This window comes from Paenibacillus sp. NPDC056579 (assembly GCF_042793215.1).
Taxonomy (GTDB): Bacteria; Bacillota; Bacilli; order Paenibacillales; family NBRC-103111; genus Paenibacillus_S.
This window is the reverse complement of record NZ_JBHTVD010000003.1, coordinates 883926-909619: the sequence shown is the minus strand read 5'-3', so window position 1 is coordinate 909619 and position 25694 is coordinate 883926. Positions and strand designations below refer to the sequence as shown.

Annotated in this window: 25 protein-coding genes and 1 riboswitch; of the genes, 21 read left to right on the top strand and 4 right to left on the bottom strand. The window is 51.4% G+C overall.

The genetic code is table 11. From position 1 onward, the window contains the following. Positions 1 to 87: 87 nt before the first annotated feature. Both ACFQ88_RS16675 and ACFQ88_RS16670 read left to right on the top strand, forming a co-directional pair. Entirely contained in the window at positions 88 to 537 is a 450-nt protein-coding gene (locus ACFQ88_RS16675) for an SMI1/KNR4 family protein (protein ID WP_379454844.1), read from the top strand. A 111-nt stretch (positions 538 to 648) separates the two neighbouring features. Next, positions 649 to 948, top strand: a complete 300-nt coding sequence (locus ACFQ88_RS16670; protein ID WP_379454843.1) for a DUF6509 family protein — start codon at positions 649 to 651, stop codon at positions 946 to 948. A 58-nt stretch (positions 949 to 1006) separates the two neighbouring features. On the opposite strand, the gene ACFQ88_RS16665 is transcribed toward ACFQ88_RS16670, so the two are convergent. Next, positions 1007 to 1636, bottom strand: a complete 630-nt coding sequence (locus ACFQ88_RS16665; protein WP_379454842.1) for a pyridoxamine 5'-phosphate oxidase family protein — start codon at positions 1634 to 1636, stop codon at positions 1007 to 1009. Positions 1637 to 1755: 119 nt separating this feature from the next. Here ACFQ88_RS16665 and pdxR point away from each other — a divergent pair, with 119 nt between their 5' ends. Further along, complete coding sequence (gene pdxR, locus ACFQ88_RS16660) at positions 1756 to 3228, top strand: MocR-like pyridoxine biosynthesis transcription factor PdxR (protein WP_379454841.1); 1473 nt, start codon at positions 1756 to 1758, stop codon at positions 3226 to 3228. A gap of 129 nt (positions 3229 to 3357) precedes the next feature. Beyond that, positions 3358 to 4095 (top strand): WecB/TagA/CpsF family glycosyltransferase, encoded by a 738-nt coding sequence (locus tag ACFQ88_RS16655; RefSeq protein ID WP_239627970.1) that lies wholly within the window; start codon positions 3358 to 3360, stop codon positions 4093 to 4095. Positions 4096 to 4216: 121 nt separating this feature from the next. On the opposite strand, the gene ACFQ88_RS16650 is transcribed toward ACFQ88_RS16655, so the two are convergent. Together ACFQ88_RS16650 and asd are read right to left on the bottom strand one after the other, a co-directional pair. Continuing rightward, on the bottom strand, positions 4217 to 5485 hold the full coding sequence (locus ACFQ88_RS16650; RefSeq protein WP_379454840.1) for an MFS transporter: 1269 nt from the start codon (positions 5483 to 5485) through the stop codon (positions 4217 to 4219). 96 nt (positions 5486 to 5581) lie between these two features. After that, positions 5582 to 6370 carry an archaetidylserine decarboxylase gene (gene asd, locus ACFQ88_RS16645; RefSeq protein ID WP_239627968.1) on the bottom strand — a complete coding sequence of 263 codons (789 nt, stop codon included), beginning with the start codon at positions 6368 to 6370 and terminating at the stop codon, positions 5582 to 5584. A 210-nt stretch (positions 6371 to 6580) separates the two neighbouring features. On the opposite strand from asd, the gene ACFQ88_RS16640 reads away from it, so the two are divergent. From ACFQ88_RS16640 to ACFQ88_RS16610, 7 genes are all read left to right on the top strand, one after another. Beyond that, complete coding sequence (locus ACFQ88_RS16640) at positions 6581 to 7546, top strand: acetylxylan esterase (RefSeq protein WP_379454839.1); 966 nt, start codon at positions 6581 to 6583, stop codon at positions 7544 to 7546. 39 nt (positions 7547 to 7585) lie between these two features. Continuing rightward, a riboswitch (TPP riboswitch) is annotated at positions 7586 to 7690 on the top strand. A gap of 218 nt (positions 7691 to 7908) precedes the next feature. Further along, the gene (locus tag ACFQ88_RS16635; RefSeq protein ID WP_239627963.1) at positions 7909 to 8496 is read left to right on the top strand and encodes an ECF transporter S component; all 588 of its coding nucleotides are present in this window, start codon (positions 7909 to 7911) and stop codon (positions 8494 to 8496) included. Continuing rightward, complete coding sequence (locus ACFQ88_RS16630; RefSeq protein WP_379454838.1) at positions 8493 to 10067, top strand: ABC transporter ATP-binding protein; 1575 nt, start codon at positions 8493 to 8495, stop codon at positions 10065 to 10067. Before ACFQ88_RS16635 ends, ACFQ88_RS16630 begins: the two co-directional genes overlap by 4 nt. 51 nt (positions 10068 to 10118) lie before the next feature. Beyond that, complete coding sequence (locus ACFQ88_RS16625) at positions 10119 to 10913, top strand: energy-coupling factor transporter transmembrane component T family protein (protein ID WP_379454919.1); 795 nt, start codon at positions 10119 to 10121, stop codon at positions 10911 to 10913. Positions 10914 to 10946: 33 nt separating this feature from the next. Next, entirely contained in the window at positions 10947 to 11615 is a 669-nt protein-coding gene (tenA, locus tag ACFQ88_RS16620) for a thiaminase II (RefSeq protein ID WP_239627958.1), read from the top strand. A 191-nt stretch (positions 11616 to 11806) separates the two neighbouring features. Beyond that, positions 11807 to 12109, top strand: coding sequence for a DUF485 domain-containing protein (locus tag ACFQ88_RS16615; protein ID WP_379454837.1), 303 nt, complete (start codon positions 11807 to 11809; stop codon positions 12107 to 12109). Positions 12110 to 12177: 68 nt separating this feature from the next. After that, positions 12178 to 13707 (top strand): solute symporter family protein, encoded by a 1530-nt coding sequence (locus ACFQ88_RS16610; RefSeq protein WP_379454836.1) that lies wholly within the window; start codon positions 12178 to 12180, stop codon positions 13705 to 13707. Positions 13708 to 14499: 792 nt separating this feature from the next. Here the strand turns inward: ACFQ88_RS16610 and ACFQ88_RS16605 are convergent. Continuing rightward, positions 14500 to 14712, bottom strand: coding sequence for a hypothetical protein (locus tag ACFQ88_RS16605; protein ID WP_379454835.1), 213 nt, complete (start codon positions 14710 to 14712; stop codon positions 14500 to 14502). A gap of 439 nt (positions 14713 to 15151) precedes the next feature. Here ACFQ88_RS16605 and ACFQ88_RS16600 point away from each other — a divergent pair, with 439 nt between their 5' ends. The 10 genes from ACFQ88_RS16600 to ACFQ88_RS16555 all read left to right on the top strand — a co-directional run bounded on the left by ACFQ88_RS16600 (position 15152) and on the right by ACFQ88_RS16555 (position 25507). After that, positions 15152 to 16579, top strand: coding sequence for an FAD-binding protein (locus tag ACFQ88_RS16600; protein ID WP_379454918.1), 1428 nt, complete (start codon positions 15152 to 15154; stop codon positions 16577 to 16579). Positions 16580 to 16636: 57 nt separating this feature from the next. Next, a complete protein-coding gene (locus ACFQ88_RS16595; protein ID WP_379454834.1) occupies positions 16637 to 17176 on the top strand; it encodes an MFS transporter in 540 nt (179 codons plus the stop codon). A gap of 121 nt (positions 17177 to 17297) precedes the next feature. Then, positions 17298 to 18329: a Delta(5) desaturase DesA gene (gene desA, locus ACFQ88_RS16590; RefSeq protein ID WP_239627943.1), complete on the top strand. Its 1032-nt coding sequence runs from the start codon at positions 17298 to 17300 to the stop codon at positions 18327 to 18329. 197 nt (positions 18330 to 18526) lie between these two features. After that, on the top strand, positions 18527 to 18655 hold the full coding sequence (locus ACFQ88_RS16585; RefSeq protein WP_239627940.1) for a cytochrome c oxidase subunit 2A: 129 nt from the start codon (positions 18527 to 18529) through the stop codon (positions 18653 to 18655). A 35-nt stretch (positions 18656 to 18690) separates the two neighbouring features. Next, complete coding sequence (locus tag ACFQ88_RS16580; protein ID WP_379454833.1) at positions 18691 to 19176, top strand: cytochrome c oxidase subunit II; 486 nt, start codon at positions 18691 to 18693, stop codon at positions 19174 to 19176. Between the two features lie 98 nt (positions 19177 to 19274). Beyond that, positions 19275 to 20924, top strand: coding sequence for a b(o/a)3-type cytochrome-c oxidase subunit 1 (locus ACFQ88_RS16575; protein ID WP_379454917.1), 1650 nt, complete (start codon positions 19275 to 19277; stop codon positions 20922 to 20924). 738 nt (positions 20925 to 21662) lie between these two features. Next, complete coding sequence (locus tag ACFQ88_RS16570; protein ID WP_239627936.1) at positions 21663 to 22292, top strand: GyrI-like domain-containing protein; 630 nt, start codon at positions 21663 to 21665, stop codon at positions 22290 to 22292. A gap of 32 nt (positions 22293 to 22324) precedes the next feature. Further along, entirely contained in the window at positions 22325 to 23128 is an 804-nt protein-coding gene (locus ACFQ88_RS16565; RefSeq protein ID WP_239627934.1) for a class I SAM-dependent methyltransferase, read from the top strand. Between the two features lie 571 nt (positions 23129 to 23699). Then, on the top strand, positions 23700 to 24638 hold the full coding sequence (locus tag ACFQ88_RS16560; RefSeq protein ID WP_379454832.1) for a methylenetetrahydrofolate reductase: 939 nt from the start codon (positions 23700 to 23702) through the stop codon (positions 24636 to 24638). Between the two features lie 95 nt (positions 24639 to 24733). Beyond that, a complete protein-coding gene (locus tag ACFQ88_RS16555) occupies positions 24734 to 25507 on the top strand; it encodes a GNAT family N-acetyltransferase (RefSeq protein WP_379454831.1) in 774 nt (257 codons plus the stop codon). Positions 25508 to 25694: the final 187 nt, after the last annotated feature.

Here is a 25694-nt window from a genome sequence, read left to right as displayed (position 1 = left end):
AATATATACTGGATCAATGTTAAAATTACCAGGAAAGAAACTGCAAGAAAAGAATACACAAAATTTGTTAGGCAGGAGTTGAAGAGGTTGGATCTTAACAAACTGATAACGCTTATACAAGAGCACACTGATGGTAATGATTTTACTGGTGGGATTTCGGATAACGACATTGAAAAAATCGAATGTAAATTAAATGTTGAGTTTCCACGAAGCTATAAATGGTTTCTGGGAAACTATGGTTCGGGTGGGATGTTCGGTGTGGATATACTAGGTTGTGGGAAATCTAATAATCCTTCTGTAGTAATAAATACAGAAAGGCTTCGTAATAATCTTGGACTACCACATGAATACATTGTCATTGAAAACTGTGATGAGTTTTATTATTGTCTTGATACTAATAATTTGTTGGATGGTGAATGTCCGATTATATCATGGGATAGAGTGGCTGGATTCGGTGGGAAACGAGCAGAAAGCTTTCATGAATTCTTAGTTGATAGACTAATTGACGCTAAAGAGAACTGGGATGATGACGTATAGGGGGTAGTAATATAAACATCTATCAACTGGAAGTCAGGTAGTTATTGATTTTCTGAAAATCCATGTATAATAGGTTCTAGTCAGGCAGTTGGAAAGGATGTATGAATAAACGTGATAACGATTACCGACTACAGTGTAGAATTAATTAAAGATCCGTTCGGCATTATTCCCGGCAAGCGGGTTGAATTCGTGCTCGACATCGAGGTTCCGGAGGACGACGAGCTTTATTCGGAGAATGGACTGTATGTCCGCGTCATTTACGGTGTGCAGGATGAGGACGAACGCATTGTGAAATACGAGATTCACGAGCGGGGTACAGAGCAATACCTGGAGTTTGACATGGAAGACGACGAGGTGGCCGTCGTGGAAGCCTTTTGCAGGGAGCATTGGAAGGTAGCGCTGGATTCCTAGTACAGCGAAGCAGAGGCCGGCGTTATGCCGGCATGCCTGCTGTCCGTCGTTCCGTCGGCTAACTGTTCTCCTGCCCGCGGTGATGCGGACAATAGGCTTTCATCAGTGCAATCGTCTCTTCATCCAGCTCGGCTCCCCTATGTTGAAGCCCTTCGGTGATTCGGGTAAACTTCGGTTCCTTCAAGTTTTGTCCGAACTTGTACTTCGCTGTCATCTCTTCGATCCGGATCCGCACGATAGAGGTTGCTTTCAGCTGCGCAGCGTAATCCTTGTCTTCAGCATCTATCGGCTCGTAGCCGCCTTCAGGCTGCAGCTTCTTCATAAATGCGGCAAGCGCCGTCGCCTTTTCCCCGGGCTCGGTTACGATTTCCGCCCGGCCCTTGATCATGACCGACTTGAAGTAGGCCGTTGCCGGACAAGCCAGCTTCGGATCGAGAAAATAAGAAGGAATAATCGCATATTCCTTGGCTACGGCAAACGTGACTCTCGTATCGGATTTCAGGTTGGTCATTTTTTGTCCGACTTTGCTGCCGTGAAAATAAAGGCTTCCCCCGGTGTACACGAAGTTAAGAGGTGTGATCTCCGGCCAGCCGCCTTCTCCGACCGTCCCTAGAAACCCATAGCTCATCTCATGCAAAAATTGTGCTGTTTCTTCGCTATCCATCACTTCAAATTCATTTCTTCTCATCGGTTGTCTCCCTTCTAAATCACCAATTATGCAAACTAAAGTACCGCAAACATTGACAAGCGAAAAGCTCCAATTTACATTATTTTTAATGGACCATTGATGTAGACGGAGGCGATTCGATGCATTTTCACATTCCTTATGAAGGCTACCGGGACAAATACCCGACCAAGCTTCTCTCCTTGTACCATTCCATCCGCGATTCAATTGTAGACGCCGTGCTGCCTTACCGGACCAAGCTGCCTTCCAGCCGGGAGCTGGCCGGATTGTATGGGGTATCGAGAGGCACGGTCAATCAGGTATACGAAATGCTGGCCGCCGAAGGCTACGTCGTAAGCGAGATCGGACGCGGAACCTTCATTTCGTACAGGACGAAGGAGATGAAGCGGGAGGACCCGCTTGAGGCGGCCTATACACTCTCGGAATGGGGACAGCGGGTGGAAAGCCATTCTTATCCTCGTGCGGCGGGCATACCTGCACATTCGGATGAGGGTATGCGGCGTATCGATTTCCATATGTTCGCGCCGGATTTGGCATGGTTTCCGCAGGAGGAGTGGAACCGGTGTCTGTACGCACAAGCGAGAAAGCTCAGCATGGCGGAAGGCCGCGCATACGGCAGCTTGGTTCAAGCCCAAGGCGACGAAGCGCTTCGCGAGGGCATAGCGCAATATTTGCGCAGAGCAAGAGGGATAGCGGTCGATGCCGGTCAAATCATCGTGGTCAGCGGCTCCATGCAGGCTATCGCTTTCGCGGTGCAGCTGCTCGTTAACAAAGGGGAGCATGTGATTGTTGAGAATCCGGGCTTTCTTGGTATTCAGCGGGCGGTGCAATCCGTCGGAGGAACGTGCATCCTCGCCGATGTGGACGAGTTTGGAATGATACCGGACGATTGGGACGCAAGGCTGCTCTTCGTCACCCCAGGCAGACAGTTTCCTACAGGCTCCGTGCTGAGCATGGAACGAAGACAACAGCTGCTCGGCTGGGCCTATGAGAAGGGAGCCATCATCGTAGAGGACGATTACGACAGTGAATTCCGCCATCGCGGCAAGCCGTTGGAGCCGCTGAAGGTGTTGGACCGCCATGAAAGAGTGATCCACATCGGCTCTTTCAGCAAGACACTGCTTCCCAGCGTAAGAATCGGCTACGCAGTGGTACCACAAGCTTTGACAAGCGCGTTCGTCAAAGCCAAGGCATTGTACGAGCTGCTCCCTACCGGTCTGCTGGAGCAGCGTACATTGGCTGCATTTATGGCCAGCGGGCAGTATGAGAAGCATTTGCGGCGTATGAAACGGGTGTACGGCCGCAAGTTCGAATGTCTGCAGCAGCTCCTTGGAGAATCGCTATCCGGGCTGTTCGATTGGGTGGAGAGCGATGCGGGGCTTCATCTTTTCGGATGGTGGAAGGGCACAGAGGAGCAATACATTCGTTACCGCGAGCGGTGCCTTGCCGCCGGCATTCGATGGTCCGATACGGAAGTCGATGATGCTGGCGGCAGGCGGCGATACGGGGTCATATTTCATTTTCCGCATTTATCGGAGCCCGATATGGCGTACGGGATTGCGAGGATGAAGGAAGCGGCGCTGACAATCGAATGATGCGGCGGCATCAGACAATTTTTTTTGCAACAGGCAGGCAATTGAAGGTACAATAGGGGAAAGAACAAGGGCTTGGCCTAGTGCGGCAAAGGCAAGGAAACCGCAGGCCCGGCAAAGGAAGGGGAAGCAATGCAGCAATCGATCGATGTGATGGGAGTCTCTTTTTCTACACTGAACTTAACCGAAACATTGGAGCATCTCACCGCACAGGCGGACCGCAAGGAAGGCGAGGGCGAGCTGTTTCATCTAATTACGGCGAACCCAGAGATCGTCATGACCTCCAGACAAGATGCTCAGCTCAAGCAGATTATGGATGCCGCAGGGCTCGTTACGCCTGACGGAATCGGCATTGTCATGGCTGCCAAATGGAAAGGCACGCCGCTGCGTGAACGCGTGACGGGGTTTGATATTTTGACGGGCATGCTCGAGATCGGCAGCCGCAAAGGATATTCGTTCTATTTCCTTGGAGCGGACGAAGAGACGAGCCGCAAATCGGTGGAAACGATCATGGCCCGCTATCCGGGCGTGCGTATTGCAGGGAGGCAGAACGGCTTTTTCGATAAAAAAGACGAGGACCGGATCGTACGCGAGATCGGCTCGGCGAAGCCGGATTTTCTGATCGTGGCGATGGGGGCCCCTTACTCGGAGAAATGGATTAATAAGTACCGGACGGTACTGAATGCGAAGATAACCTTCGGTGTCGGAGGCAGCCTCGATGTGATCGCAGGGAAAGTGAAGCGAGCTCCTGTGGTGTGGCAGAAGCTGCATGTGGAATGGCTGTACCGGCTGCTGTCGAATCCTTCGAGATGGCGCAGACAGCTCGTGCTGCCGAAATTCGCCTGGAAGGTCATAACAGGCAAAGCCTAAAACCAAAAAGCCCTTGTACCGCACGGTTTGTGGACCGTAGGCGGTTCAAGGGCTTTTTTACTGACGGATAACGTACGTGCTCCGAAGCGGGCTAAAATGCATTCAAGCCGTTCAACGAAGATTAAGATGCGTCGGCGTCCTGCGCCCATTCCTTCAGCTTGCGGTCCGACGGTAGGAAGAACGTCAGCAGGCCGAGCAGAGGCAGAAAGCTGACCATTTGTATGACGACAGGCAAATGGAACTTGTCGATCAGGCTGCCCAGGGCGACGGCTCCCAGCGCACCGAGACCGAAAGCCATGCCGGTGATGAGTCCGGACACGGTACCTACTTTGCCGGGAATGAGCTCCTGTGCATACACAACCGTCACGGAGAAGCTCGACAAAATGATGAAGCCGTTAATAAGCAGGATGACATAGGCCCAGAGCTCGTTGGCGTAAGGCAAGACGATGGCGAGCGGAGCCGAGCCCAGCATGGAAAAGAAAATCATGTTGCGCCGGCCGAACCGGTCGGCCAGCGGTCCTCCGATGAACGTTCCTAACGCTCCGGCTGCGGCGAACAGAAAAATGTAAATTTGCGCATGCTCCAGCGAAACATGGAACTTGTCCATCAAGTAGAACGGGTAATAGATGGATACGCCCGAATGGTACCACGATCTTGCGAAGACCAGGAACACGAGTAGAACGACCGCGAAGGTGATCTGCTTCTTCCGGGCGGGACTGACCTTGCGTACGGCCGACGATTTGACCGGGCGCGGGTGCGCAGCCAGGTAGCCGCCGTACCATTTGGCAATGTATATTTGCACGACAATGGCCAGTCCGGCTACCAGCGTAAACCAGATCGCTCCGCGCTGGCCGAGCGGCACGAAGATGAGTGCCGTCATGATGGAAGCAAGCGATTGTCCGGCGTTGCCGCCGACCTGGAAGATCGACTGGGCCAGACCCCGGCGCGAGCCGCCGGCCATATAGGCGACGCGGGAGCCTTCCGGATGAAAGACGGCGGAACCGAGTCCGACCAGCATAACCGAGAGCAAAATGAGCCAATAGTTAGGCGAAAAGGCCAGACCGAATACCCCTAAACAAGTCATACCCATACCGAGCGGGAGCATGTAGGGGGAAGGCTTGCGGTCCGAATAGAGACCGACTACGGGCTGCATGATGGATGCAGTCATGTTGAGGGCAAATACGATAATGCCTGCCTGCATATAGTTCAGGTTCATCGTATCTTTCAAAATCGGTAAAATGGCAGGAATAATGGATTGAATGGAATCGTTAAACAAATGAACGATACTGATAGCTAACAAAATGCGCAAAACGGTTGGTTTCGTATCGGGCTGCGGCGCTTGCTGCATTCTTGGCTGCGCTGCCGCGGTGCCGGTCTGTGCTGCTTGCATGACGTTAAGTTCTCCTCTGCTGCTACGTTGTTGTAATTGTTGTAAACACACGGAAAAGCCACGCAGCTTTTACGCTGCATGGCCGGAATCAAAGCTTTAGGACGGATGAATTCGTCCTAGAGCCTCTCCCATTTTCACTTTGCTGCCGACCTTCAAGTCGCTCCGGACGTCGAATGTATCGCTCTCCATAAGCAGGACGACTGTCGATCCGAACTCAAAGTACGCTAGCTCATCTCCTCGCTTCACGCGATCCGGAAGCGGGGATACGTATTGAATGCTGCTGACGTTCATCGCGCCGACCTTGACGACGGCTACTTCTCCTCCCTCATGCTGCATATAGGTGATCAACCGCTCATTACGGCTCAGCACCCGGCGCATTTGGCGAAGCCCAAACTCATTGACGGGATACACCTTGCCCGGAACATGCTCTTTCTCGATAATCGTTCCGTCGATTGGGGTGTGAATGCGATGGTAGTCCGTCGGGCTCAAGTAAAGAACCATATAGAACCCGTTCTTGTAATTGACGGTGCGCGGAGAGAAGTTCAGCAGCTCTTCGACCGTATAATCTTGTCCCTTGACATTAACGATCAGCCCTTCGCTGATCGGGCCAATGCCTGTAATCGCGGCATCGACGGGGCTGACCACAGTTTGCTCCGCCTGATCGATGGGGCGCAGGCCGCTTTTTAACCGTCTCGTGAAAAAATCGTTCAAAGACGCGTATTCGCTAAGCTGCTTCTCGGCGTCTTCGACGGGAATGCCATATAGTTTGGCAAAACGCGGGATGAAGCCGCGGCTTGCTCGTGATTTTGCAAAAGCTCCGGTCAAGCGGGAAATCGACTTGCGGGACGAAAGCTCCGTCAGCAAGCGGAAAAAGGGTTTCATCATGACTTCACATTCACCTGTTTCTTCAATAGTCTGGGTATACCGATTATCTTGACATATAACCTGTTTTAACGCAAGAAAAAAAGCAGGCCATGCCACCAGCTGCAGCGGCAAAAAAACGATTGCGTACATGCGTATCCTTGCTACAATGAAAAAGAAGGTGAAACTGCGAACATCATCCAATATTGCCTAACGAAAAGAGGAGAACAGGTTATGCCTAATGTCGATTGGCCCTTATCACAGCTGCAAGCCTATCAACCTGAATTGACGGCTGAAGCTGATTTTGACGCATTTTGGGAGCGGATGAAAGCGCATTCCCAGTCGGTTCCTTTGAACGCCAAGCTTACTTGGGTAGAGGATTATCCGGTCAAAAGCGTCCGAGTCTACGATGTAGTATATGAAGGAACAGATGGAACGCCGGTACATGGATGGTATGTTGTGCCCGCTGCTGAGGCGGCGAAAGGCACATTGCCTGTCATCGTCAAATATCACGGATATAACGGAAATCGCGGAAAGCCGCATGAATTGCTCCAGTGGGCCGCGATGGGGATGGCGGCTTTCGCCATCGACGCGAGAGGCCAGGGAGGCTTAACGCCGGACTTGGCTGCTTACCCTCAAGGCAGCGTTAGCGGTTGGATGACGCTCGGCATTCTCGATCCGAATACATACTATTATCGCAACGTCTATATCGATTGCCTCCGGGCGTTGGACTTCGTATGTTCTCGGGAAGAAATCGATACGAGCCGCATTGCCGTATACGGCGGAAGTCAAGGCGGAGGACTTGCGCTGGCCGCAGCGGGATTGGATTCCAGGCCTAAGCTGGCCATGCCGTATTATCCGTACTTGTGCCATTTTCGCCGTTCGGTGGAAATGCATAACGGTGGACCTTATGTGGAGATCAAAAACTGGTTCCGACGGTTCGATCCGGATCACTCGCGCGAGGAGCAGGTGTACCGGACGCTCAGCTACTTTGACGGGATGAATATGGCATCGCGCGTTCGGGCTCGTACTTTGATGGCCATTACACTGCAGGATACGATCTGTCCTCCGTCAACTTGCTTTGCCGCCTACAATCATTTGTCCTGCGAAAAAGAATTGAAGCTGTACCACGATTACGGCCATGAGGGGCTGCCGTTTCACGAAGAAGAAATGATGCGGTTCATCCAGAAATATATTTGAATGAACCGTTGACATTTGTTTCAATCATGTTAATATGATTATTGTCACTAGGGGAGCCGCAAGGCTGAGACTGGATCGATAGATCCTAGACCCTCTGAACCTGATCTGGATCGTACCAGCGTAGGGAAGTGGAGAGCGTTTCTAGCGTGTGTTAAGACTGTACATGCAACCACTTCCAGTTATGGAAGTGGTTTTTTTGTTGTATAGGCAACGATGCGCAACCCATTTCTTTGAACCCGCCGGAGGGCCCCCGGCAGGAACGGGAATACAGCTGCTCTGTTACGCTTCGCTTAATTGGCGGATCAGTCGGTCGGAGTAATGACCCCGAACATAGCAATCTATAATTGAAGGAGTGGTTGAACATGTCCAAAGGATTAAAGCTGACCGATATTTTGGTTACCATTGTCATCGCCATCGTATTCGCGATCATTTATCGTCTGTGGGGAGATGTGTCCAATGTAGTGAAGCTGGCAGGCTTTCAGCTGGAGCAGCTGATGTACGGAGTGTGGTTTATGGCTGCAACCGTTGCCGCTCTTATAATTCGTAAGCCGGGTGTAGCTTTATTGGCGGAAATAGCCGCAGCATCCGGCGAGCTGATAGCGGGCTCGCAGTACGGCGTTGAGGCGCTGACTTACGGGATTGCGCAAGGACTGCTGGCAGAGCTTGCCTTCGCTCTATTCCGCTACCGCAGCTTTTCGGCAGCTGTCGCTTGCCTGGCGGGGATCGGAGCGGCTGTGGCTTCCCTTGTCTTTGATGCATTCAAAGGCTACTTGATCGATTTGCAAACATGGAATTTGACCTTGTATCTCATCTTCCGGATCATTAGCGGCATCTTCTTCACCGGTTTGTGCGCGTACTGGCTTGTCAAAGCGTTGGAGGTTACCGGCGTAACCTCGCTCGTCAGACCGGCCAGCTCGGCGGATTATCAGGCACTGGAGCGTAAGCAATGAGTGCCGTCTGCACCTCTGTCGACGGCTTGCGTCTGAAGTTTGCCGGAAGTCCGTCGCTGCTGTTCAATGATATATCCTTTTCGGTGACGGCCGGGCAAAAGGTGCTGCTGCTCGGTCCGAGCGGCTGCGGCAAATCGACTTTGCTGCAGGTGCTGACCGGATTGATTCCGAATGTGATCGAAGTTCCCGTGAAATTCGACGAAATTACGATTCCCTCTTCCTGGGGCTATGTATTTCAAGATCCGGAAACGCAGTTTTGCATGCCGTTCGTCGATGAAGAGATTGCCTTCGTGCTGGAAAATCTCGGGGTACCCCGCGAGCGGATGAAGGCTATGATCGAGGATGGGCTGAGGCGGGTCGGGCTGCATTTGCCCGATCTGCACATGCCGATCCAATCGATGTCGCAAGGGATGAAGCAGCGGCTCGCCATCGCGTCCGTACTGGCGCTGGAGCCGGATGTGCTGTTCTTCGACGAGCCGACGGCGCTGCTCGACCCGGAAGGGACGAAGCAAGTATGGGACACGATAAAGGCTGTAGCAGATCAGAAGACGGTGCTCATCGTGGAGCATAAGATCGATGAGATCGTCGATTTCGTGGATCGAGTCGTGCTGTTCTCCGCCGACGGGGCTATCATAGCTGACGGACCGCCGCAGCAGGTGTTCGAGCAAAACGAAGCCAAGCTGCAGGAATACGGGATTTGGTATCCCGGCGTATGGGACGATTACAAGGAAAGCGCAACTTATAAAGCCTTGAGCAGTCGAGGCAGACGTACGCCGCGTACGCCGCTTGCAGCGGAAACGCCCGAGGCGCCAGCCTCGCCTGGAAAAGGGCTGCTTGCGATCCGCGATTGGTCCGCCTACCGAGGTCGGGAAGCGAAGCTGCATGTTACCGAAGCGCAGGCTGGGGCGGGCGAGTGGATCGCCGTTGTCGGCGAAAACGGGGCCGGCAAAAGCACGCTGCTGCAGGCGATGATGCAGCTGATCGCGACCGGCGGCGGGAGCTACGAGCTCGCCGGGCGGAGCGTCAAAGGCTTCAAGGACGTCGCAGACGCGGCCGCCTATGTGTTCCAGAATCCGGAGATGCAATTCGTCACGAACTCGGTTCTTGACGAGGCTGCCTTCGGATTCCGGCGAGACCGCGCCGCTGATGCGGAGCGGCTTGCACTTGAGCTGCTGGCCGAGTTCGGCCTGCAGGCACAGCAAGCGCAGCATCCGTATCAGCTGTCGCTGGGGCAGAAGCGCCGTCTCAGCGTGGCGACGGCGATGGCGAAGGAGCAGCGGCTCGTGCTGCTTGATGAGCCTACGTTCGGGCAGGATGCGGCGAACACGTTCGCCATCCTGGAGAAGCTGGAAGCATGGCGGCAGAAGGGGACGACGATTGTGATGGTAACGCATGATCTGCATATCGTGGACAGCTTCGCTACCCGGGTGTGGGTGGTGGAGCGGGGAGAGCTTGTGCAGGACCTGCTGCCGGCCGATTATTTGCAAGCCTTGGGCACGAATTTAGAGGCCAAAACGGCGGCGGACCCGGGCGAAGCTCGAACGGATGATAGAATCGAAATGATGAAATGAACGATGGCAAAGGATTGGTAAGAAAGGGAAGTGAGAGCTGTGGACAACCTGATGGCATATGACGAAACCTGGCTTCACCGGGTAAACCCTTGCTTCAAGCTGCTGCTGTCGCTGGCGTTGTTCTTTGTCGTGCTGTTCACGGACAATATTAACGTCATGATCAATGTAACGTTGGCGCAGCTGCTGCTGCTGCTGTGCTTCTCCGGGCATCCGCTGCGCCGGCTTCTATTGCTCATGCTGCCGTTTGTGCTGCTGTTCGTTTCCTCATCCATGTCGATGATGATGTTCGGCAAAGGGGATACGACCTGGCTCAAGTGGGGGCTTGTGCACGTAACGGAGGAAAGCTTCTACCGCGGTTTGCATATAGGATTCAAAACCGTCAACATGGCATTGACCGGCCTGACCTTTGCGTTGACGACACGGCCTGTCGCCTTGTTTTACTCGCTGATGCAGCAATGCAAGCTGCCGCCCAAATTCGCTTACAGCTTCATGGCGGCGCTGCGGCTGATCCCGATCATGGTCGGCGAGTTCCAGACGCTCGGCATGGCTTTGAAGGTGCGAGGCGTCAAACGCCGGGTCGGACTCGGCGGTGTTTACGAGACGCTGCGGCTGTATGCGATCCCGCTGCTTGCGCAGAGCATCCGGCGGGCGCAGCGGATCGCCGTCGCTATGGAGGCAAAGCGCTTCTCGGCGGCGCGCGAGCGGACGTATTATTACCGCATCGGCTTCTCGATGCTCGATGCGTACTTACTGCTGTACGTCGCTGCCGCTCTCGGCGCTGCGGTGTACATAGGCCTGCATTTTCCTTATGTTTCTATAGGCGATGTAAGATATAAAGTTATGTAACAACCAAAAACATTGGAGTGGGAGGATCATAACATGAAATTTTCCGAAGAGCTGCGGCTTGCCGTAGAAGACAGCTGGAGTGCGAGCTTCCAGCACCCGTTTGTGCAAGGCATCGCGGACGGCACACTGCCGCTCGCGTGCTTCAGGTATTACGTCCTGAATGATGCGTATTACTTGTCCCAATTTGCCCGTGTCCAATCGATAGGCGCCGCCAAAGCGGATGACCTGTACGTCTCCAACCGGATGACGGTCCATGCGCAAGGTACCTATAATGCGGAGCTGTCGCTGCATGAAACGTTCGCCAAGCAAATGGGCATTACAGCCGAGGAGCGCGCCGCGTTCCAGCCGGCTCCTACCGCCTATGCTTATACATCGCATATGCACCGCGCTGCATATAACGGGCATCTTGGCGATATTATCGCAGCGATTTTACCATGCTATTGGCTGTACTTCGAGATCGGCGAAAAGCTGCAAGGCTCCGCGCCGGACGAGCCCATTTATCAAGAGTGGATCAAAGCCTACGGGGGAGAATGGTTCCGCGACCTCGTGCAGGAGCAGATCGACCGTCTGGACGCTATTGCGGAGAAAGTGACGGAGGCGGACCGTCAGCGGATGAAGCAGCATTTTATTATCAGCAGCCATTATGAATATATGTTCTGGGAAATGGCCTATACTCAGGAAACATGGCCAACGTATAAATAGCATAGAGATTTCGGCGTCGGGTGCTGCGGTAGTGCCCGGCGTTTTTTTGCTGCAGAAAAAAATGTAGCGGAATAATTGAACGTTGGTTATAATACAATTGTAAAATGTAAACGCTATCATTTGACTGTTGTATATTTTACCAATTGAAGCAGTCAGGCTAAACATCTTAACGATAAGCGGAAGGAGAGCTTATGAAAGCCAAAGCGAAGAGCTACCATGAAATTGCGAATTCCCCTAAATTCAAGGCTCTGATGAGCCGAAAAAAGCGATTTTTGCTGCCGGTATCGCTATTCTTTTTCGCGTATTACTTCACGCTGCCGCTTTTGACCTCCTATTCGACGGTTTTGAACCGTCCGGCCTTCGGTCCCGTATCCTGGGCATGGATCTTCGCTTTTTCGCAGTTCATTATGACCTGGGTGCTGTGCATTGTGTATTCGAGAAAATCAGCCCAATATGACAAAATGATCGAGTCGATCCGAGAAAATGCAATGTAATTAAATACCATTTATTTTGACTTCGCGCACCCTAACTTGCTTGCTCACATTTGGAGGTGGATTCTAAGATGAATACGACCGCATTCATTTTGTTCCTTGGCATCGTGGCGCTCACCTTGATCATTACGTATTTTGCAGCGAAAAAAACGAACTCGACAAGCGAGTTTTATACGGCGGGCGGCGGGCTGACAGGCTGGCAGAACGGGCTCGCTATTGCAGGCGACTATATGTCGGCAGCGTCATTTTTGGGGATTGCCGGGACGATTGCGCTGTCGGGCTTCGACGGATTTTTTTACAGCATCGGCTTTCTGGTCGCTTATTTGGTCGTCCTGTATCTCGTGGCGGAGCCGCTTCGCAACTTGGGCAAATATACTATGGCCGATATGATCGCAGCCCGTTTCGACGATAAAAAAGTGCGCGGTGTCGCGGCGCTGAACACGATCACGATCTCCATCTTTTATATGATAGCGCAGCTGGTGGGGGCAGGATCGTTGATCAAGCTGCTGCTTGGGCTGGATTATACGACCTCCGTGCTTATTGTAGGTGCCTTGATGACCGTCTACGTAGTGTTCGGCGGGATGCGGGCAACGTCCTGGGTGCAAATTATTAAGGCGATGCTTTTAATGGCGGGAACATTCATTGTTTCGATCATCGTCTTCGCCAAGTTTAATTTCAGCATTACCGATATGTTCGAGCAGATGAAGGCGGCCACGCCGCTCAAGGAGAGCTTCCTCAACCCGGGCAATAAATACAAGGTTCCGCTGGATACGCTGTCGTTGAATCTGGCTCTGGTGCTGGGCACGGCGGGACTGCCGCATATTTTGATCCGGTTTTTCACCGTAAAAGACGCTCCGACCGCCAGAAGCTCCGTTGTTCATGCGACTTGGCTGATCGGGATCTTCTATATTATGACGATCTTCCTCGGCTTCGGCGCGGCGGCATTCGTCGGGTATGACAACATTGTGGCTGCTGATAAAGGGGGCAATATGGCGGCTCCTCTGCTGGCCAAGGCGCTCGGCGGCGATTTCTTCTTCGCCTTCATTTCGGCGGTAGCCTTCGCCACCATCCTTGCGGTAGTGACAGGGCTCGTGCTGTCCGCCGCTTCGGCGTTCGCGCACGACTTCTACACCCATATTCTGCGCAAAGGCAGCGCCTCGGAAAAGGAGCAAATGAGCGTCGCGCGCTGGGCTTCGGTAGGGGTTGCAATCGTGTCGATCGTGCTGTCCTTGTTCGCGCAAAAGCTGAACGTGGCGTTCCTCGTGTCCGTGGCGTTCGCGATAGCGGCAAGCGCCAATTTGCCGGTTATTTTGTTCACGATATTCTGGAAGCGATTCAACACGGCCGGCGCCGTCACAGGAATGCTCACCGGTCTTCTGAGCGCGCTCATTCTGGTTGCGTTAAGTCCCAGTGTGTGGAGCCCGGAAGCCGGCAAGGCGATTCTCGTAGGGCAGGCCTGGTTCCCGTATGCGAATCCGGGTATCGTCTCGATCCCTCTCGGGTTCATAGGGGCTATGGTCGGCTGCTGGTTATCGCGGCCCTCCGATTCGGCGAAGTACGAGGAAATATTGGTGAAGGCGAATACGGGCATCAAGCTGTAATTGATGGCTTCGTGTGGGTCTGAAGGTGTGACCCTTAGGAAGGTAAAGCTATGCTGCTGCGCCTGATGGCGGGCGTACCGGTCATTTGTAATGAACAACCTCCAATTCCGCTTGGCTCAAGCGGATTGGAGGTTGTTTTATGTTAGGGGTGGGGCGGTATCGGAAAAGCTACGAGAGTTGGGCTGGGAAGAGGCAATTTGTTGGTAGTGTGAGCGCGTGCTAGCGATCTGAATTCCATTTTGCGCGTAGGAGCGGAGATTCGGTGGTTTGAGGCGGGCGATGGAGTAACTTATGGGTTTTATGATTGTTGGCGCAAGCGATCGGACCGTAGATCCGTTATTTCTCTCGAAACCGGGGAAAACGGGAGGGCTGCGGACATAGGTTCCGTTATTCGGCTAGAATCGTGCGAAAATGGGTCATTTTGGAGCAAATAAGGGCTTCTCAGTCCGATCACCCTCATTTGTAGGGTGAATTTTGCCAAATAGCGGAACCAGTGTCCGATATCCTGTTGCGAACAGCCGGGGCTTGGCAAGCTGTTACTATAATCGCTCACCTTACCTGCTAACGTGAACTATTGATCATTACCAGTTACTTTGTCTGGAACACCCGATTGTTCTCATTAACAGTTACCTTTGCTACTATATGCCGATTGTTGCTCATTACCAACTACATGTGCCTTCAACACATCAATTGTTGTTCACTACCATTCTAACTCTGCTAGCCGTATTGCTAGTTACTAACCCATGATACTCAACGCATGTTACTCACTACTACTTTTTGACCGTGCCGCAGCTATCTTCTTCTCATTTCAAAAAACTCGCAGCCTTTTCTGTCATGGTAGGTAACATCGCTGACTCCAGATTGGGTTACGATGAATGTATCCGTAAACCGGATAATAACGACTCCTGAATCGACGATTTGGTCGTCTTGAAACACGCGTACGTGGACCTGCCGGTCCATCGCTTCTTGGAAATCCTGCTCCGTTATGAGCTTGCGGTTAGCCATACAATTAATCTCCCTGATTCGCAAAAGTATGTTTCTTATTATAGCAGATGATATAGGGCCGGCCTAGCATAACTGGATACCGCCGTGGCCATCTCCCGTGCGTGTAGCGCTACGTCTGTATCCGCTCACCGTACCGCGCCAGCACGCCGCAAGTGTCGCCGTACCCGCGCCCGCCTCAGCTCAATGTGCCCCCGCATCCACGTAGCTTTGCCCTCGCTCACCATGCCGCGCCTCCTCCTGCTATGGGCTCCGCGTGTCTCGGCCCATGTTGGCTCTGCACCCGCCGGCCATCACCATGCTAGCCTGCATGTCTCCGTGCCGAACGCCTCGCCGCACCCGCTAGGAGTGACGAATAACAGGGGTTATGGTATGGTAAAGTGGAACTTTTATATGTAAGAAAACGGAAAAAAGATCGGAGAGGTGAAAGCCGGAGGTGCGGATAAAACGCGGGATAGCGCTAAGCCTGCTGGCGGCGCTTTGTTTGTTCAATTACATACGCAATGATACGCCCGATCAGGACCCTTATATGATCACCGACTACAGCCGCCTGCATCCGGTCAAAGTAGAACGGATCATCGAAGGCCGGGAGGAGGAGCAGCTGATCCGGATCGTCCGCGAGGCGGCAGCATCGGGCCGCTCTATCTCCATAGCCGGTCAGCGCCACAGCCAGGGCGGCCATACATACTATAAGGATGGCATCGTAGTGGATATGACGCATTACAACAAGGTGCTGTCCGTCGACACGCAAGCCAGGAAAATTCGCGTCCAGGCAGGCGCCACATGGGAGGACGTGCAGGATGCGGTCAATCCGTACGGGCTTGCGGTCAAGACGATGCAATCGCAAAATATTTTTACCGTCGGCGGCTCTATCAGCATTAACGCGCACGGCAGAGACATCCGCAATGGCTCCTTGATCAAGAGCGTGGAGTCGTTTCGGCTGCTGAAGGCCGATGGGCAGGTCATTCAGGTGAGCCGTACGGAGAATGCGGATCTATTCCCGCTTGCGCTCGGAGGCTACGGGCTGTTCGGGCTGATTTTGGACGTGACCTTAACGCTGACGGAGGATGAAGTCTACAAGGTGACGACCGACGCGGTGAAGGTGGACGAATACAGCCGTTATTTTGCGAGCAGCGTCAAAGCGAATCCGGACGTCCATATGCATATTGCCCGTATCTCGATTGCACCGGATCATTTTCTAGACGAAATGTACGCGATCAATTATACCGTTGACAAGGAAGCCGAGCTGTCCCGGTACAGCAAGCTTGTTACACGAGAGCCGTGGGTCATTCCAACGAAGCTCATGTTTCACTTGAACCGCTCGTCCGATTGGGGAAAAAACGTGTTCTGGGAGCTGCAGCGCTATTATTTTTCCGGGCAGCAGCAAAAGCTCATCAGCCGCAATAATGCGATGCGCTCCGAATCTGCTTTTATGGAATACCGCGAGGCGGGGTACAACGATCTTTTGCAGGAATATTTTATTCCGGTAGACCGGTTCGCCGGGTTTGTCGACAGCATGAAGACCGTGCTCCGCAAGGAGGACATGAATCTTCTTAATATCACGGTCCGATACGTCAATCGAGATCAGGAAGCGGTATTGTCTTACGCCAAGGAAGATATGTTCGCGCTCGTTTGCCTGTTTCAGACGCCACTGTCAGATCAGGGCCAGCAGAAGGCGAAACAGGGCGTTCAGGCCATTTTGGATCAAGTTCTGCAGCATGGAGGGACGTATTATTTACCTTATGCGGCATATCCGAGCATGGAGCAGTTTCACGCGTCGTATCCGCGGTACAAGGAATTTTGGGCCAAGAAGTTGGAGTACGATCCGAACGGGCTGTTCATGAACTATTTTTACGAGCAATATCATTGAGCTGGCTGAGGCCCGGCAGGTTCGCCGGGAACAGCTTTACAGGGGGGAATCCGTACGATGGGGGACAGCCGCTGGCTTATCCGTTCGCAAAGTCTAGTCACGTTAGCTGCGGGCATGATTTATCCTTATTATTTGCTTTTTTTGAAAAATCTCGGCAACAGCTATTCGAAATACGGTCTGGCTTTTGCCATATTTACGATCAGCTCGGCTGCTGCCTCTCAGTGGTTAGCAGGGCGGCTCGACAAGCAGGCGCATCTCATCCTGTTCAGCAGCTCTGTAGGGATGATGCTCGCCATGCTGCTATTCCCATGGATATCGTCTTATACACAGGTGCTTATCGTTCAGCTGGCGATGGGAGCCTTCAATGCGATGCAAAAAACAAGCGAGAGATTGCTGCTTGCCGACACCACCGAAAGAGGAGCCAGAGGGCAAACGATAGGCTCTTATCATTTTTGGACTTCCATCGCCTCGGGCTTTGCTGTTCTGCTCGGAGGCTACTTGATTGATTGGCTTACGATCAACGCGTTATTTTACGCTAGCGCAGCGGTTTACGGCTTCAGTGCGTGGGCTGTATGGCGAAATCGGACCGCGAACTGACTAAATATTTCGCAATGCGAAATATTTTTGTTTGCAAGTGAAACCTTTTGTCGATTTATGCGTATTATCATGGTTGGCACGAAACTATTACATGCAACCATGGAGAGGAAGATTTATAAAAATGCATCATCGGGAACAAGACGGCTGGCGTAAGGACATCGCTCCTTATGAGAGACCTGACATCAAGCACAGCGTTTGGCAAATTATTAACACGGTTGGGCCGTTTTTCCTGCTTTGGTATTTCGCCTATATGAGTTTATCAGTATCGTATTGGCTGACCCTGGCATTAGCCATTCCGGCGGGAGGGTTTCTGGTTCGCATTTTTATTATTTTTCATGATTGCTGCCACAAATCGTTCTTTAGAAATAAAACCGCAAATGAAATCGTCGGGACGTTAACCGGCATTATGACCTGCTGCCCGTACAATCAATGGCGTCACAGCCATTCGGTGCACCATGCGACAAGCGGCAACTTGGACAAGCGGGGAACAGGAGATATTTGGACGCTTACGGTCGATGAATACGTGTCTGCTTCCTGGCTGAAACGGCTCATATACAGGCTGTACCGCAATCCGATTTTTATGTTCGGACTGGGACCAATTTATATTTTTTTGATCGACTACCGGTTCAACCGCAAGAACGCCGGGTTCAAGGAACGGATGAACACCTATATTACTAATCTCGGTATCGCTGGAATCATCGCTCTGCTCTGTTGGATCATTGGCTGGCAAGCGTTTCTTCTGGTACAGGGGCCAATCTTCTTCATTTCGGGGATAGCCGGCATTTGGCTGTTCTACGTCCAGCACCAATTTGAGGATACGTACTACGAGCAAGAAGAGGAGTGGGACTACGTCAAGGCGGCTTTGCAGGGAAGCTCGTTTTACAAGCTGCCGAGGGTGCTTCACTGGATTACTGGTAATATCGGCTTTCATCATATTCATCATTTGAGTCCCAGGGTACCTAATTATTATTTGGAAACCGTTCATAACTCGAATTCCTTTTTGAGAGATGTCAAGACCATAACACTGCTGACGAGCTTAAAATCGCTGCAGTTCCGGATTTGGAACGAGCAGAGCAAGCAATTCGTCGGCTTCAAAGATATTAAACGGCTGGCAGCACTACAAACCCAGACAGCGAAAGCGTCCGGGGAGTAACGCAGATAACTTCCATACAGCAGGCTCTTGCACGGTAGAACGGTATCTACTGTGCGGGGGCTTGTTTTTTTGTACCACACGTCCATAAAACGTTCACGATTCATTAATAATCGTTGTGACTTTGGTCATAGTTGACAACGGGCCGTCAACCTACAATGAACTCATAGAATTCAACGCCCGAAGGGGGAGGAAGCACGATGGAACAAAGGGATTCGAAGAGCACGGAGCCGTCTTTGAAGGGCACATTCGCATCGGTTATGCTGCTTGCGGCGTTTCTGATCGTAACATGGGTCGGCGTTTTATGGTTGTTCGTGGCTCGCGGCTAACACCTAATACTTATCGATTGAAGGGGATGAAGTCAATGCATATGCACAAGCTGGAAAAAATCTGGATGACCTTCGGGGTATCCATGCTAATCGTATTTCTGATCGTTCTTGGAGTCGGCGCCTTCGCGCTTGGAGCCCAAACACCGGGGGATCATGCCCACGGCCAGCATCGTCAAGTAGTCGATCCGGAGACAGTGGAGCAGACCGCGCCGTTTAATGAGCTGGGCTTGAAGAAAATCGGGGAGAATGAGTACGACGCGTACATGCTTGCTTTTGCTTTCGGATACGGTCCAGAGAAGATGGAGATTCCGGCGGGAGCTACGGTACATTTTCATATTACAAGCAAAGATGTCGTCCATGGGTTTCAAATTCCGGGAACGAACGTGAACATGATGGTTGTACCCGGTGAAGTGAACCACTTGACATACAAGTTCACGAAGGCGGGAGAATATTTGGTGCTGTGCAACGAATATTGCGGTACGGCACACGAAGTGATGCAGACAAGGATTATTGTCAGCTAAACAGGGCTGATTACAAATTTCAAGGCTACAACTCAATTATATTGTGAAAAAAGTCACATGAAGACGCGAAAGCTTCGCGCAAAAGGAGTGCTGTCATGATGAACCAGGAAGCGCAAACGTTTCAACGCGGCGATTCGTCGCTGGTGCTTGCCCATATTTTATTCGCATTCTTCGCTCTGCTGCTGGGAGGGGTTGCCGGAGTCCTGCAGGGGCTCGTGCGCGGCGGTGCGATTACGCTGCCTTACGAGATCGGGTACTATCAGCTGCTGACGGCGCACGGCGTGCTGATGGCGCTTATTTTTACAACGTATTTCATCATCGGGTTTCTATATTCCGGCGTTGCCAAAACGATGGGAGGCCATCTGCTGCCGATCTCACGCAAGCTCGGGTGGCTCGGTTACGGCTTGATGACGACGGGGACGATTATCGCCACGATCCTCATTTTGCTTAACAAAGCGACCGTCCTGTACACGTTCTACGCTCCGATGAAAGCATCACCGTGGTTTTATGTCGCGCTTGTGCTCGTTGTTGTCGGAAGCTGGATGAGCGGCTTCGGTATTTTTACCCAGTACCGGTACTGGAAAAAAACGCACAACGGCAAGCTGTCTCCCTTGTTCGCCTTTATGTCCGTCGTCACGATGCTGATGTGGCTGATCGCGACGCTTGGCGTTGCCATCGAAGTGCTGTTCATGCTGATTCCATGGTCGTTCGGCTGGGTGGAAACGGTCAACGTAACGTTAAGCCGTACGCTGTTCTGGTATTTCGGTCATCCGCTCGTTTATTTCTGGCTGCTGCCTGCTTATATTTGCTGGTATGTGATCATTCCGAAAATTATCGGCGGCAAAATGTTCAGCGACGCCTTGGCACGCTTGGCCTTTGTCATGCTGCTGCTGTTCTCGATTCCGGTCGGCTTCCACCATCAGCTGATGGAGCCGGGCATTTCCTCGGTTTGGAAATACGTTCAAGTCGTGTTGACGTTCATGGTTGTTATCCCGTCGTTAATGACGGCATTCTCGCTGTTCGCTACCTTTGAGCTGCATGGACGCTCGGTGGGAGCCAAGGGGCTGTTCGGCTGGCTGAAAAAGCTTCCATGGTCCGACGTGCGCTTCTTCGCACCGTTCATGGGTATGCTCATCTTCATACCTGCCGGCGCCGGCGGGCTGATCAACGCGAGTCACCAAATGAATATGGTCGTTCACAATACGTTGTGGGTGACGGGGCACTTTCATTTGACCGTAGCGACAAGCGTTGCGCTGACATTCTTCGGCATCACGTACTGGCTGATCCCGGCGCTGACCGGCCGTGTGCTGACTCCGCTAATGCATAAGCTAGGTATCGCCCAAACGATAGTGTGGCTGGTCGGCATGTTCTTCATGTCCGGCGCGATGCACACCGTAGGCTTGTTCGGTTCTCCGCGGCGTACCGCATATACGACGTATCAGGATCACCCGGACGCCATTTTGTGGATGCCGTATCATGTCGTGATGGCAATCGGCGGAACGATATTGTTCATTGGCGTGCTGATGATCATTATGAACGTGATTATGCTGCTCCGCGCTCCGAAAGGCTACACGGAATATCCGATTGCCGAAGTTCGTGATACGGCGGAGCATACACCGGCCATTTTCGAGCGTTGGGGAGTATGGGTCGGGGTTCTGATTGTACTTATTCTCGTTGCGTACTCCGTTCCGGTTATGGAACTGCTTAACAATCCGGGCGTAGGCTCGAAAGGGATCGTGACGTGGTAAAGCAAAAGTGTTTTAATTGAACGAAAGGAGAACAGCCTCTAGTGCTGTTCTCCTTTTTGCTAACATTTTCAAGAAATTAAAATATCTCGCTGCGGTCCCTATCAATTTATGTATATTGGTCTTCTCGTTGAGCATCCCATAAGCAATATGCAACAGTAAGTATGACAGTAAAAAAGAGTATTGTGCCTAACGCATTCCACCAAATCGTATCAATTAGCATTGTTTAGCACTCTCCTCATTTGATTTTATCGAGATGTGAGGACACCGACCAAAGTTACTCACTCCAATGGAAGCCACTAAGCGAAGGACCTCTTTTATTCCCTCTGTATTTACAAATACCGCGCAATTATTTCAGCCAGCTGCATTGATAGTAAGAGCATGTCCTTACTAATTTCTATGCAAGAAGGGCCGATTCGATTCTACTCTTTTTCAACCTTCCTCAATCTCTAGCAGTGATTATGATGACCGACAAGGTCGGTGGTTATATATTCCCTCAATTCGAACACAACGATGAATGGGAGGATGAGCATCAGTGGTACGGCAGAGTCGCGAATCGAAGCAATGTATGCGACTTATATATTCCCGCGATTCAAGCCAGAGGCATGTACCGTTATTGGTCAAATCGAGTCCTTTTTTGAGGGAATATAAGGAAAACGGATGTGGGGAATGCTTACAAATCCAGTTTCGCTGCATTATAATGGAAATGGATATTAATTCCATTGCTGAGGAGGCTCTCGCGTGGCTATTGCATCTGTAAAGATGAAAACAAACGATAACCGAAAAGTATTTCCTCAAGTTTATGAGCTAAAGCCAGGTCCCGCACAAATACTACAGCTTCCTGCTTTGCAATATGTTGCGCAGGAAATGAGTACTTCCTTCCACATGAACTGGGCGGGAAGGCCGGAACCGTTGGACGAGCCGTACATCGTCTGGAAAGTGGTCAATCAGCTCAAGCGAATTTCCAAGTCGCTGAACTATAAGTTCAAGCTCATGCCGCCCGAACTGATCTGGCGTCATACGGACGCAAATAAACGCTCCTCTGTCACTCATTTGATGCAGGTTCCCGATTGTATTACCCAGGAAATGTTTGATGTCGCCAAAGCTCATGTAAGCAAGCAGCTGAGAGGCCGGCCTAATCCCGAGACGAGGTTCATCGGGGCCGGTTCTGCCTTATGCGCGCAAAAGCTTCATGTGGGGCATTACCGCGATACACAGACTACCGTTCAAGAAATTACAGCTTTTGTCGAAGAGCAAGGATATCGGGTGAAGGGGAACCGGACGGAAATCTATCTTACTCCTCCTATGCAGTGCCATCCGCCCGAGACATGGAGAACGATAGTTAGAGTTGAAATCGAGCAGCTCGGATAGAAGCTGATTAACAAGAAGGGGACTTTTATAATATGAATACAAATTCAGAGCAATTCGTTCGGCAGCAATACGGCAATTCATCCAATCTGGATATCCGGATTCGCATCCACGAGATGTATAGTACCACGGACAAGGATTGGCATGAGTGGGTATTTGAACAGATGGACTTCGCCCCAGATAGCCGCATGATCGAATTCGGGTGCGGTTCCGGAGATTTGTGGATCAAAAATGCGGCAAAGCGGATGCCGAAATGGAACGTTACGTTAACCGATAATTCTGCGGGAATGCTGGCTAAAGCGGAGCAGACGATAGGTAATCATCCGCAGTTCACCTACAAGCTGATGGATATTCAAGCTGTGGAATATGAGGACAATACTTTCGATGCTGCGATTGCCAACCATATGCTGTATCATGTCCCGAACCTGGATCAGGCCTTATCCGAGCTGAGCCGGATCGTCAAGCCCGGAGGGACGTTGTATGCTTCCACTATCGGTTTGAAGCATATGAACGAGATTTATGAATTCGCTGCCGAGTTCGATTCATCCTTATCGTTTACCAAACCGTTGAATTCGAAGCACTTCGGTCTGGAGAACGGGATGGAGAAGCTGCAGACCTATTTCGGGCAAGTCGAGCTGCTCCGCTTTGAAAGCGATTTGCATATTACGGATGTCCATCATTTGGCTGATTATATGTTCACTATCAACAGCAATCTTAAGGAAACATTGCTGCAAAAAGAAGCCTTAAATTCATTTATCGAGTTTCTGGAAAGCAAGAAAACGGCGGAAGGTTATGTGCGTATTAGCAAAGACTCCGGGTTGTTTGTTTGTACGAAATAAGGGGAGGAGGGAGATGAAATAGGATCTAAAGGTCTGATCCACCACCAGGTTCCTGTATCCAACGTGGAAAATGCGGTGTCATAGTATGTTCATGTACTGGGGAGCGGCGGTGCATTTGATTCAGTCAGATGATCCGGCGCGGATGCAAAGCCGAGCTGGAGGATGGCGGCTCCTGCGGTTGGTGGCTCTATTTCAGCGACATCGATGGGAACCGTTATTTTGCCGCGGAGAACAAGTGAGGTGTGGCCGTACAATCGGGTCACTCGCCGGCTCATCCTTCACAGCAACGGCTGGAAGCTCACGACAGACTTGTTGGCATAGATGTAATGCGCGCTGTTAGGTTAGCATACGAATTGAGGGATGAGGGGAGACCGTTAGACAACGGCTCCTTTTTTATTTCACTGTTGCATTATTATTTATCATGTTGTATAAATATTCAATACACAAGTTTCCATATGGTTCTAATCGGTTCTGGGAGAGGAGATTCTTTGGATCGTATCGAAATAGTTACATATGAATCTATTGTCGCGATAAATGGAAAGATTCCGTATGCAAGAGGAGGCTGCTGAATATGACATTGAAAGATAAAATATTGAATAAACAGTCAGGCATTATCACATATGGTATGACACCGCCCAAGCTGGCGAATGCGCCGGAAAAAAATCTCGAAATCTCGCAAAAGCAATTTGAGAGATTGAGACATCTCGAAATCGACGGTTTGATTCTATACGACGTTCAGGAGGAAGCGAGCCGTATGGAACAGGACCGGCCGTTCCCGTATTTGCCGACAATGGAGCCTGCCGATTATAGCAAGCAATATTTGTCGCAATTGGAGGTCCCTAAGATTGTATACCGGTGCGTCGGAAAGTATACAAAGGCGGAGCTTGAAGAGTGGGTGAGCGCAGACTCGGAGCAAGACCGGTTCTCCGTGTTCGTGGGCGCATCCTCCAGCAAGCAGGAGGTGAAGCTGGATTTGGCCGAGGCCATTCAAATAAGCAAACAGCGGAACGGCAACATGCTGCTCGGAGGCGTCGTCATCCCGGAGAGACATATCAAGAAGAACGACGAGCATGTTAGGGTGGCGGAGAAGACCCGCAACGGCTGCTCCTTCTTCGTATCGCAGGCGACTTATAACGTGGAGGCCTCGAAAAACTTTTTATCGGATTACTATTATTACTGCCGTGAGAATGAGATAGAAATGGTCCCTATTCTATTTAATTTGGCCCCGTGCGGTTCAGCGAAAACGCTGGAATTTATGAAATGGCTGGGCATCAGCATTCCAAAGTGGCTGGAGAACGAGCTGCTGTTCTCGCAGGACATTCTGGATAAATCCGTCCGTTTGTCGCAAAAAATATTCGAGGAGCTGCTGGATTTCGGCCTGGAAAAAGGAATTCCGATCGGCTGCAGCATCGAAAGCGTCTCCTCGAGAAAGGTCGAGATCGAAGCATCCGTTCAAATGGTCAAAGACATCAAAGCGGTCATCGATAAAAAATGCTACCAGCTGCAATAACCGGCAGACTGCCGTGGAATTCTTTCCAGGCAGTCTGTTCTTTTTGACAAGGCCGGTTCACCTTCATTCATATGTCGATGCGGGAGGTCGTCATAATGATACATAGAGCCAAACAGCTCCTGAGCGTTAACATGTTGGAGAATATAACGCTGCTGAAAATGCTGGAGACCTATGGGGATAGGATGGAATGCAAATTTATGGAGCGGGAGAGGGATTGGGGGCTGCTGCTGAGCCTCCCGATCCAACTCTCGTTGTACGACCGCAAGACCTACCCTGAGTGTGAAGCGATTATTTTGGTAAGCGGTTCGGATCCGAACTCCATTGCCCCGTTAGTCGAAGCATTGCCTCAATACAGGCCGATCATTTTCAAAGTTCAGAATGATGCCTATAGGCAGGTCATCGCAACGAAATTTTCGCTGGAGCTGAAAAGAGCTTTTCATACATATTCATGCAGGGAGCCGATCCGTCACATGCAGCTGGATGATGTAGCGGAGGAGGACCGTTATCAGGATAAGCTGGCGGAGCTGTGGATTCGAAACGGCTATGAAGCGGGAGAGCTGCAGCGGATGTTTGACGCCGGCGCAAGGTCATACAGCATCTATGAGCTCGGGGAGCCTGTAAGCACCTGCTTGACGTGTTGTATTTACGGCATGGTGTGGGAAATCGGTGCCGTCTTTACTAAGGAGTCATACCGGGGCAAGGGATATGCCAAGAAAGTGGTCTCGGCCGCAGTCAATAGGCTGCTGAACGAGCAGTCAGTCCCAAGATACCAGGTGGTTAACGATAATGCCGCTTCGATTCAATTGGCCGAATCGCTCGGGTTATCGCGCGAGGTCACGCTGCAGCATTATGTTTATAAGGGAATGTGAGCTTCGCCATGCTGGCGGGCTCTTTTTAGTTTGCGGCGGCGGCAGCTAAAACAACGGTAGTTTGGCTATGCCGAAATACCGACTTTTATGCAAAAAATACTCGGATTTACAAAAGATTAACATGTTATACCATTAAAATTGACACTTCTCTGGTAAATTGAGTAAGGACATTTCATGGGGGAGTGAT

Bases quoted from the DNA above. Each gene is read 5' to 3' on its own strand.
- ACFQ88_RS16665 (WP_379454842.1), bottom strand. From the start codon at position 1,636: ATGAGAAGAAATGAATTTGAAGTGATGGATAGCGAAGAAACAGCACAA.
- pdxR (WP_379454841.1), top strand. From the start codon at position 1,756: ATGCATTTTCACATTCCTTATGAAGGCTACCGGGACAAATACCCGACC.
- ACFQ88_RS16655 (WP_239627970.1), top strand. From the start codon at position 3,358: ATGCAGCAATCGATCGATGTGATGGGAGTCTCTTTTTCTACACTGAAC.
- ACFQ88_RS16650 (WP_379454840.1), bottom strand. From the start codon at position 5,485: ATGCAAGCAGCACAGACCGGCACCGCGGCAGCGCAGCCAAGAATGCAG.
- asd (WP_239627968.1), bottom strand. From the start codon at position 6,370: ATGATGAAACCCTTTTTCCGCTTGCTGACGGAGCTTTCGTCCCGCAAG.
- ACFQ88_RS16640 (WP_379454839.1), top strand. From the start codon at position 6,581: ATGCCTAATGTCGATTGGCCCTTATCACAGCTGCAAGCCTATCAACCT.
- ACFQ88_RS16635 (WP_239627963.1), top strand. From the start codon at position 7,909: ATGTCCAAAGGATTAAAGCTGACCGATATTTTGGTTACCATTGTCATC.
- ACFQ88_RS16630 (WP_379454838.1), top strand. From the start codon at position 8,493: ATGAGTGCCGTCTGCACCTCTGTCGACGGCTTGCGTCTGAAGTTTGCC.
- ACFQ88_RS16625 (WP_379454919.1), top strand. From the start codon at position 10,119: ATGGCATATGACGAAACCTGGCTTCACCGGGTAAACCCTTGCTTCAAG.
- tenA (WP_239627958.1), top strand. From the start codon at position 10,947: ATGAAATTTTCCGAAGAGCTGCGGCTTGCCGTAGAAGACAGCTGGAGT.
- ACFQ88_RS16615 (WP_379454837.1), top strand. From the start codon at position 11,807: ATGAAAGCCAAAGCGAAGAGCTACCATGAAATTGCGAATTCCCCTAAA.
- ACFQ88_RS16610 (WP_379454836.1), top strand. From the start codon at position 12,178: ATGAATACGACCGCATTCATTTTGTTCCTTGGCATCGTGGCGCTCACC.
- ACFQ88_RS16605 (WP_379454835.1), bottom strand. From the start codon at position 14,712: ATGGCTAACCGCAAGCTCATAACGGAGCAGGATTTCCAAGAAGCGATG.
- ACFQ88_RS16595 (WP_379454834.1), top strand. From the start codon at position 16,637: ATGGGGGACAGCCGCTGGCTTATCCGTTCGCAAAGTCTAGTCACGTTA.
- desA (WP_239627943.1), top strand. From the start codon at position 17,298: ATGCATCATCGGGAACAAGACGGCTGGCGTAAGGACATCGCTCCTTAT.
- ACFQ88_RS16585 (WP_239627940.1), top strand. From the start codon at position 18,527: ATGGAACAAAGGGATTCGAAGAGCACGGAGCCGTCTTTGAAGGGCACA.
- ACFQ88_RS16580 (WP_379454833.1), top strand. From the start codon at position 18,691: ATGCATATGCACAAGCTGGAAAAAATCTGGATGACCTTCGGGGTATCC.
- ACFQ88_RS16575 (WP_379454917.1), top strand. From the start codon at position 19,275: ATGAACCAGGAAGCGCAAACGTTTCAACGCGGCGATTCGTCGCTGGTG.
- ACFQ88_RS16565 (WP_239627934.1), top strand. From the start codon at position 22,325: ATGAATACAAATTCAGAGCAATTCGTTCGGCAGCAATACGGCAATTCA.
- ACFQ88_RS16560 (WP_379454832.1), top strand. From the start codon at position 23,700: ATGACATTGAAAGATAAAATATTGAATAAACAGTCAGGCATTATCACA.
- ACFQ88_RS16555 (WP_379454831.1), top strand. From the start codon at position 24,734: ATGATACATAGAGCCAAACAGCTCCTGAGCGTTAACATGTTGGAGAAT.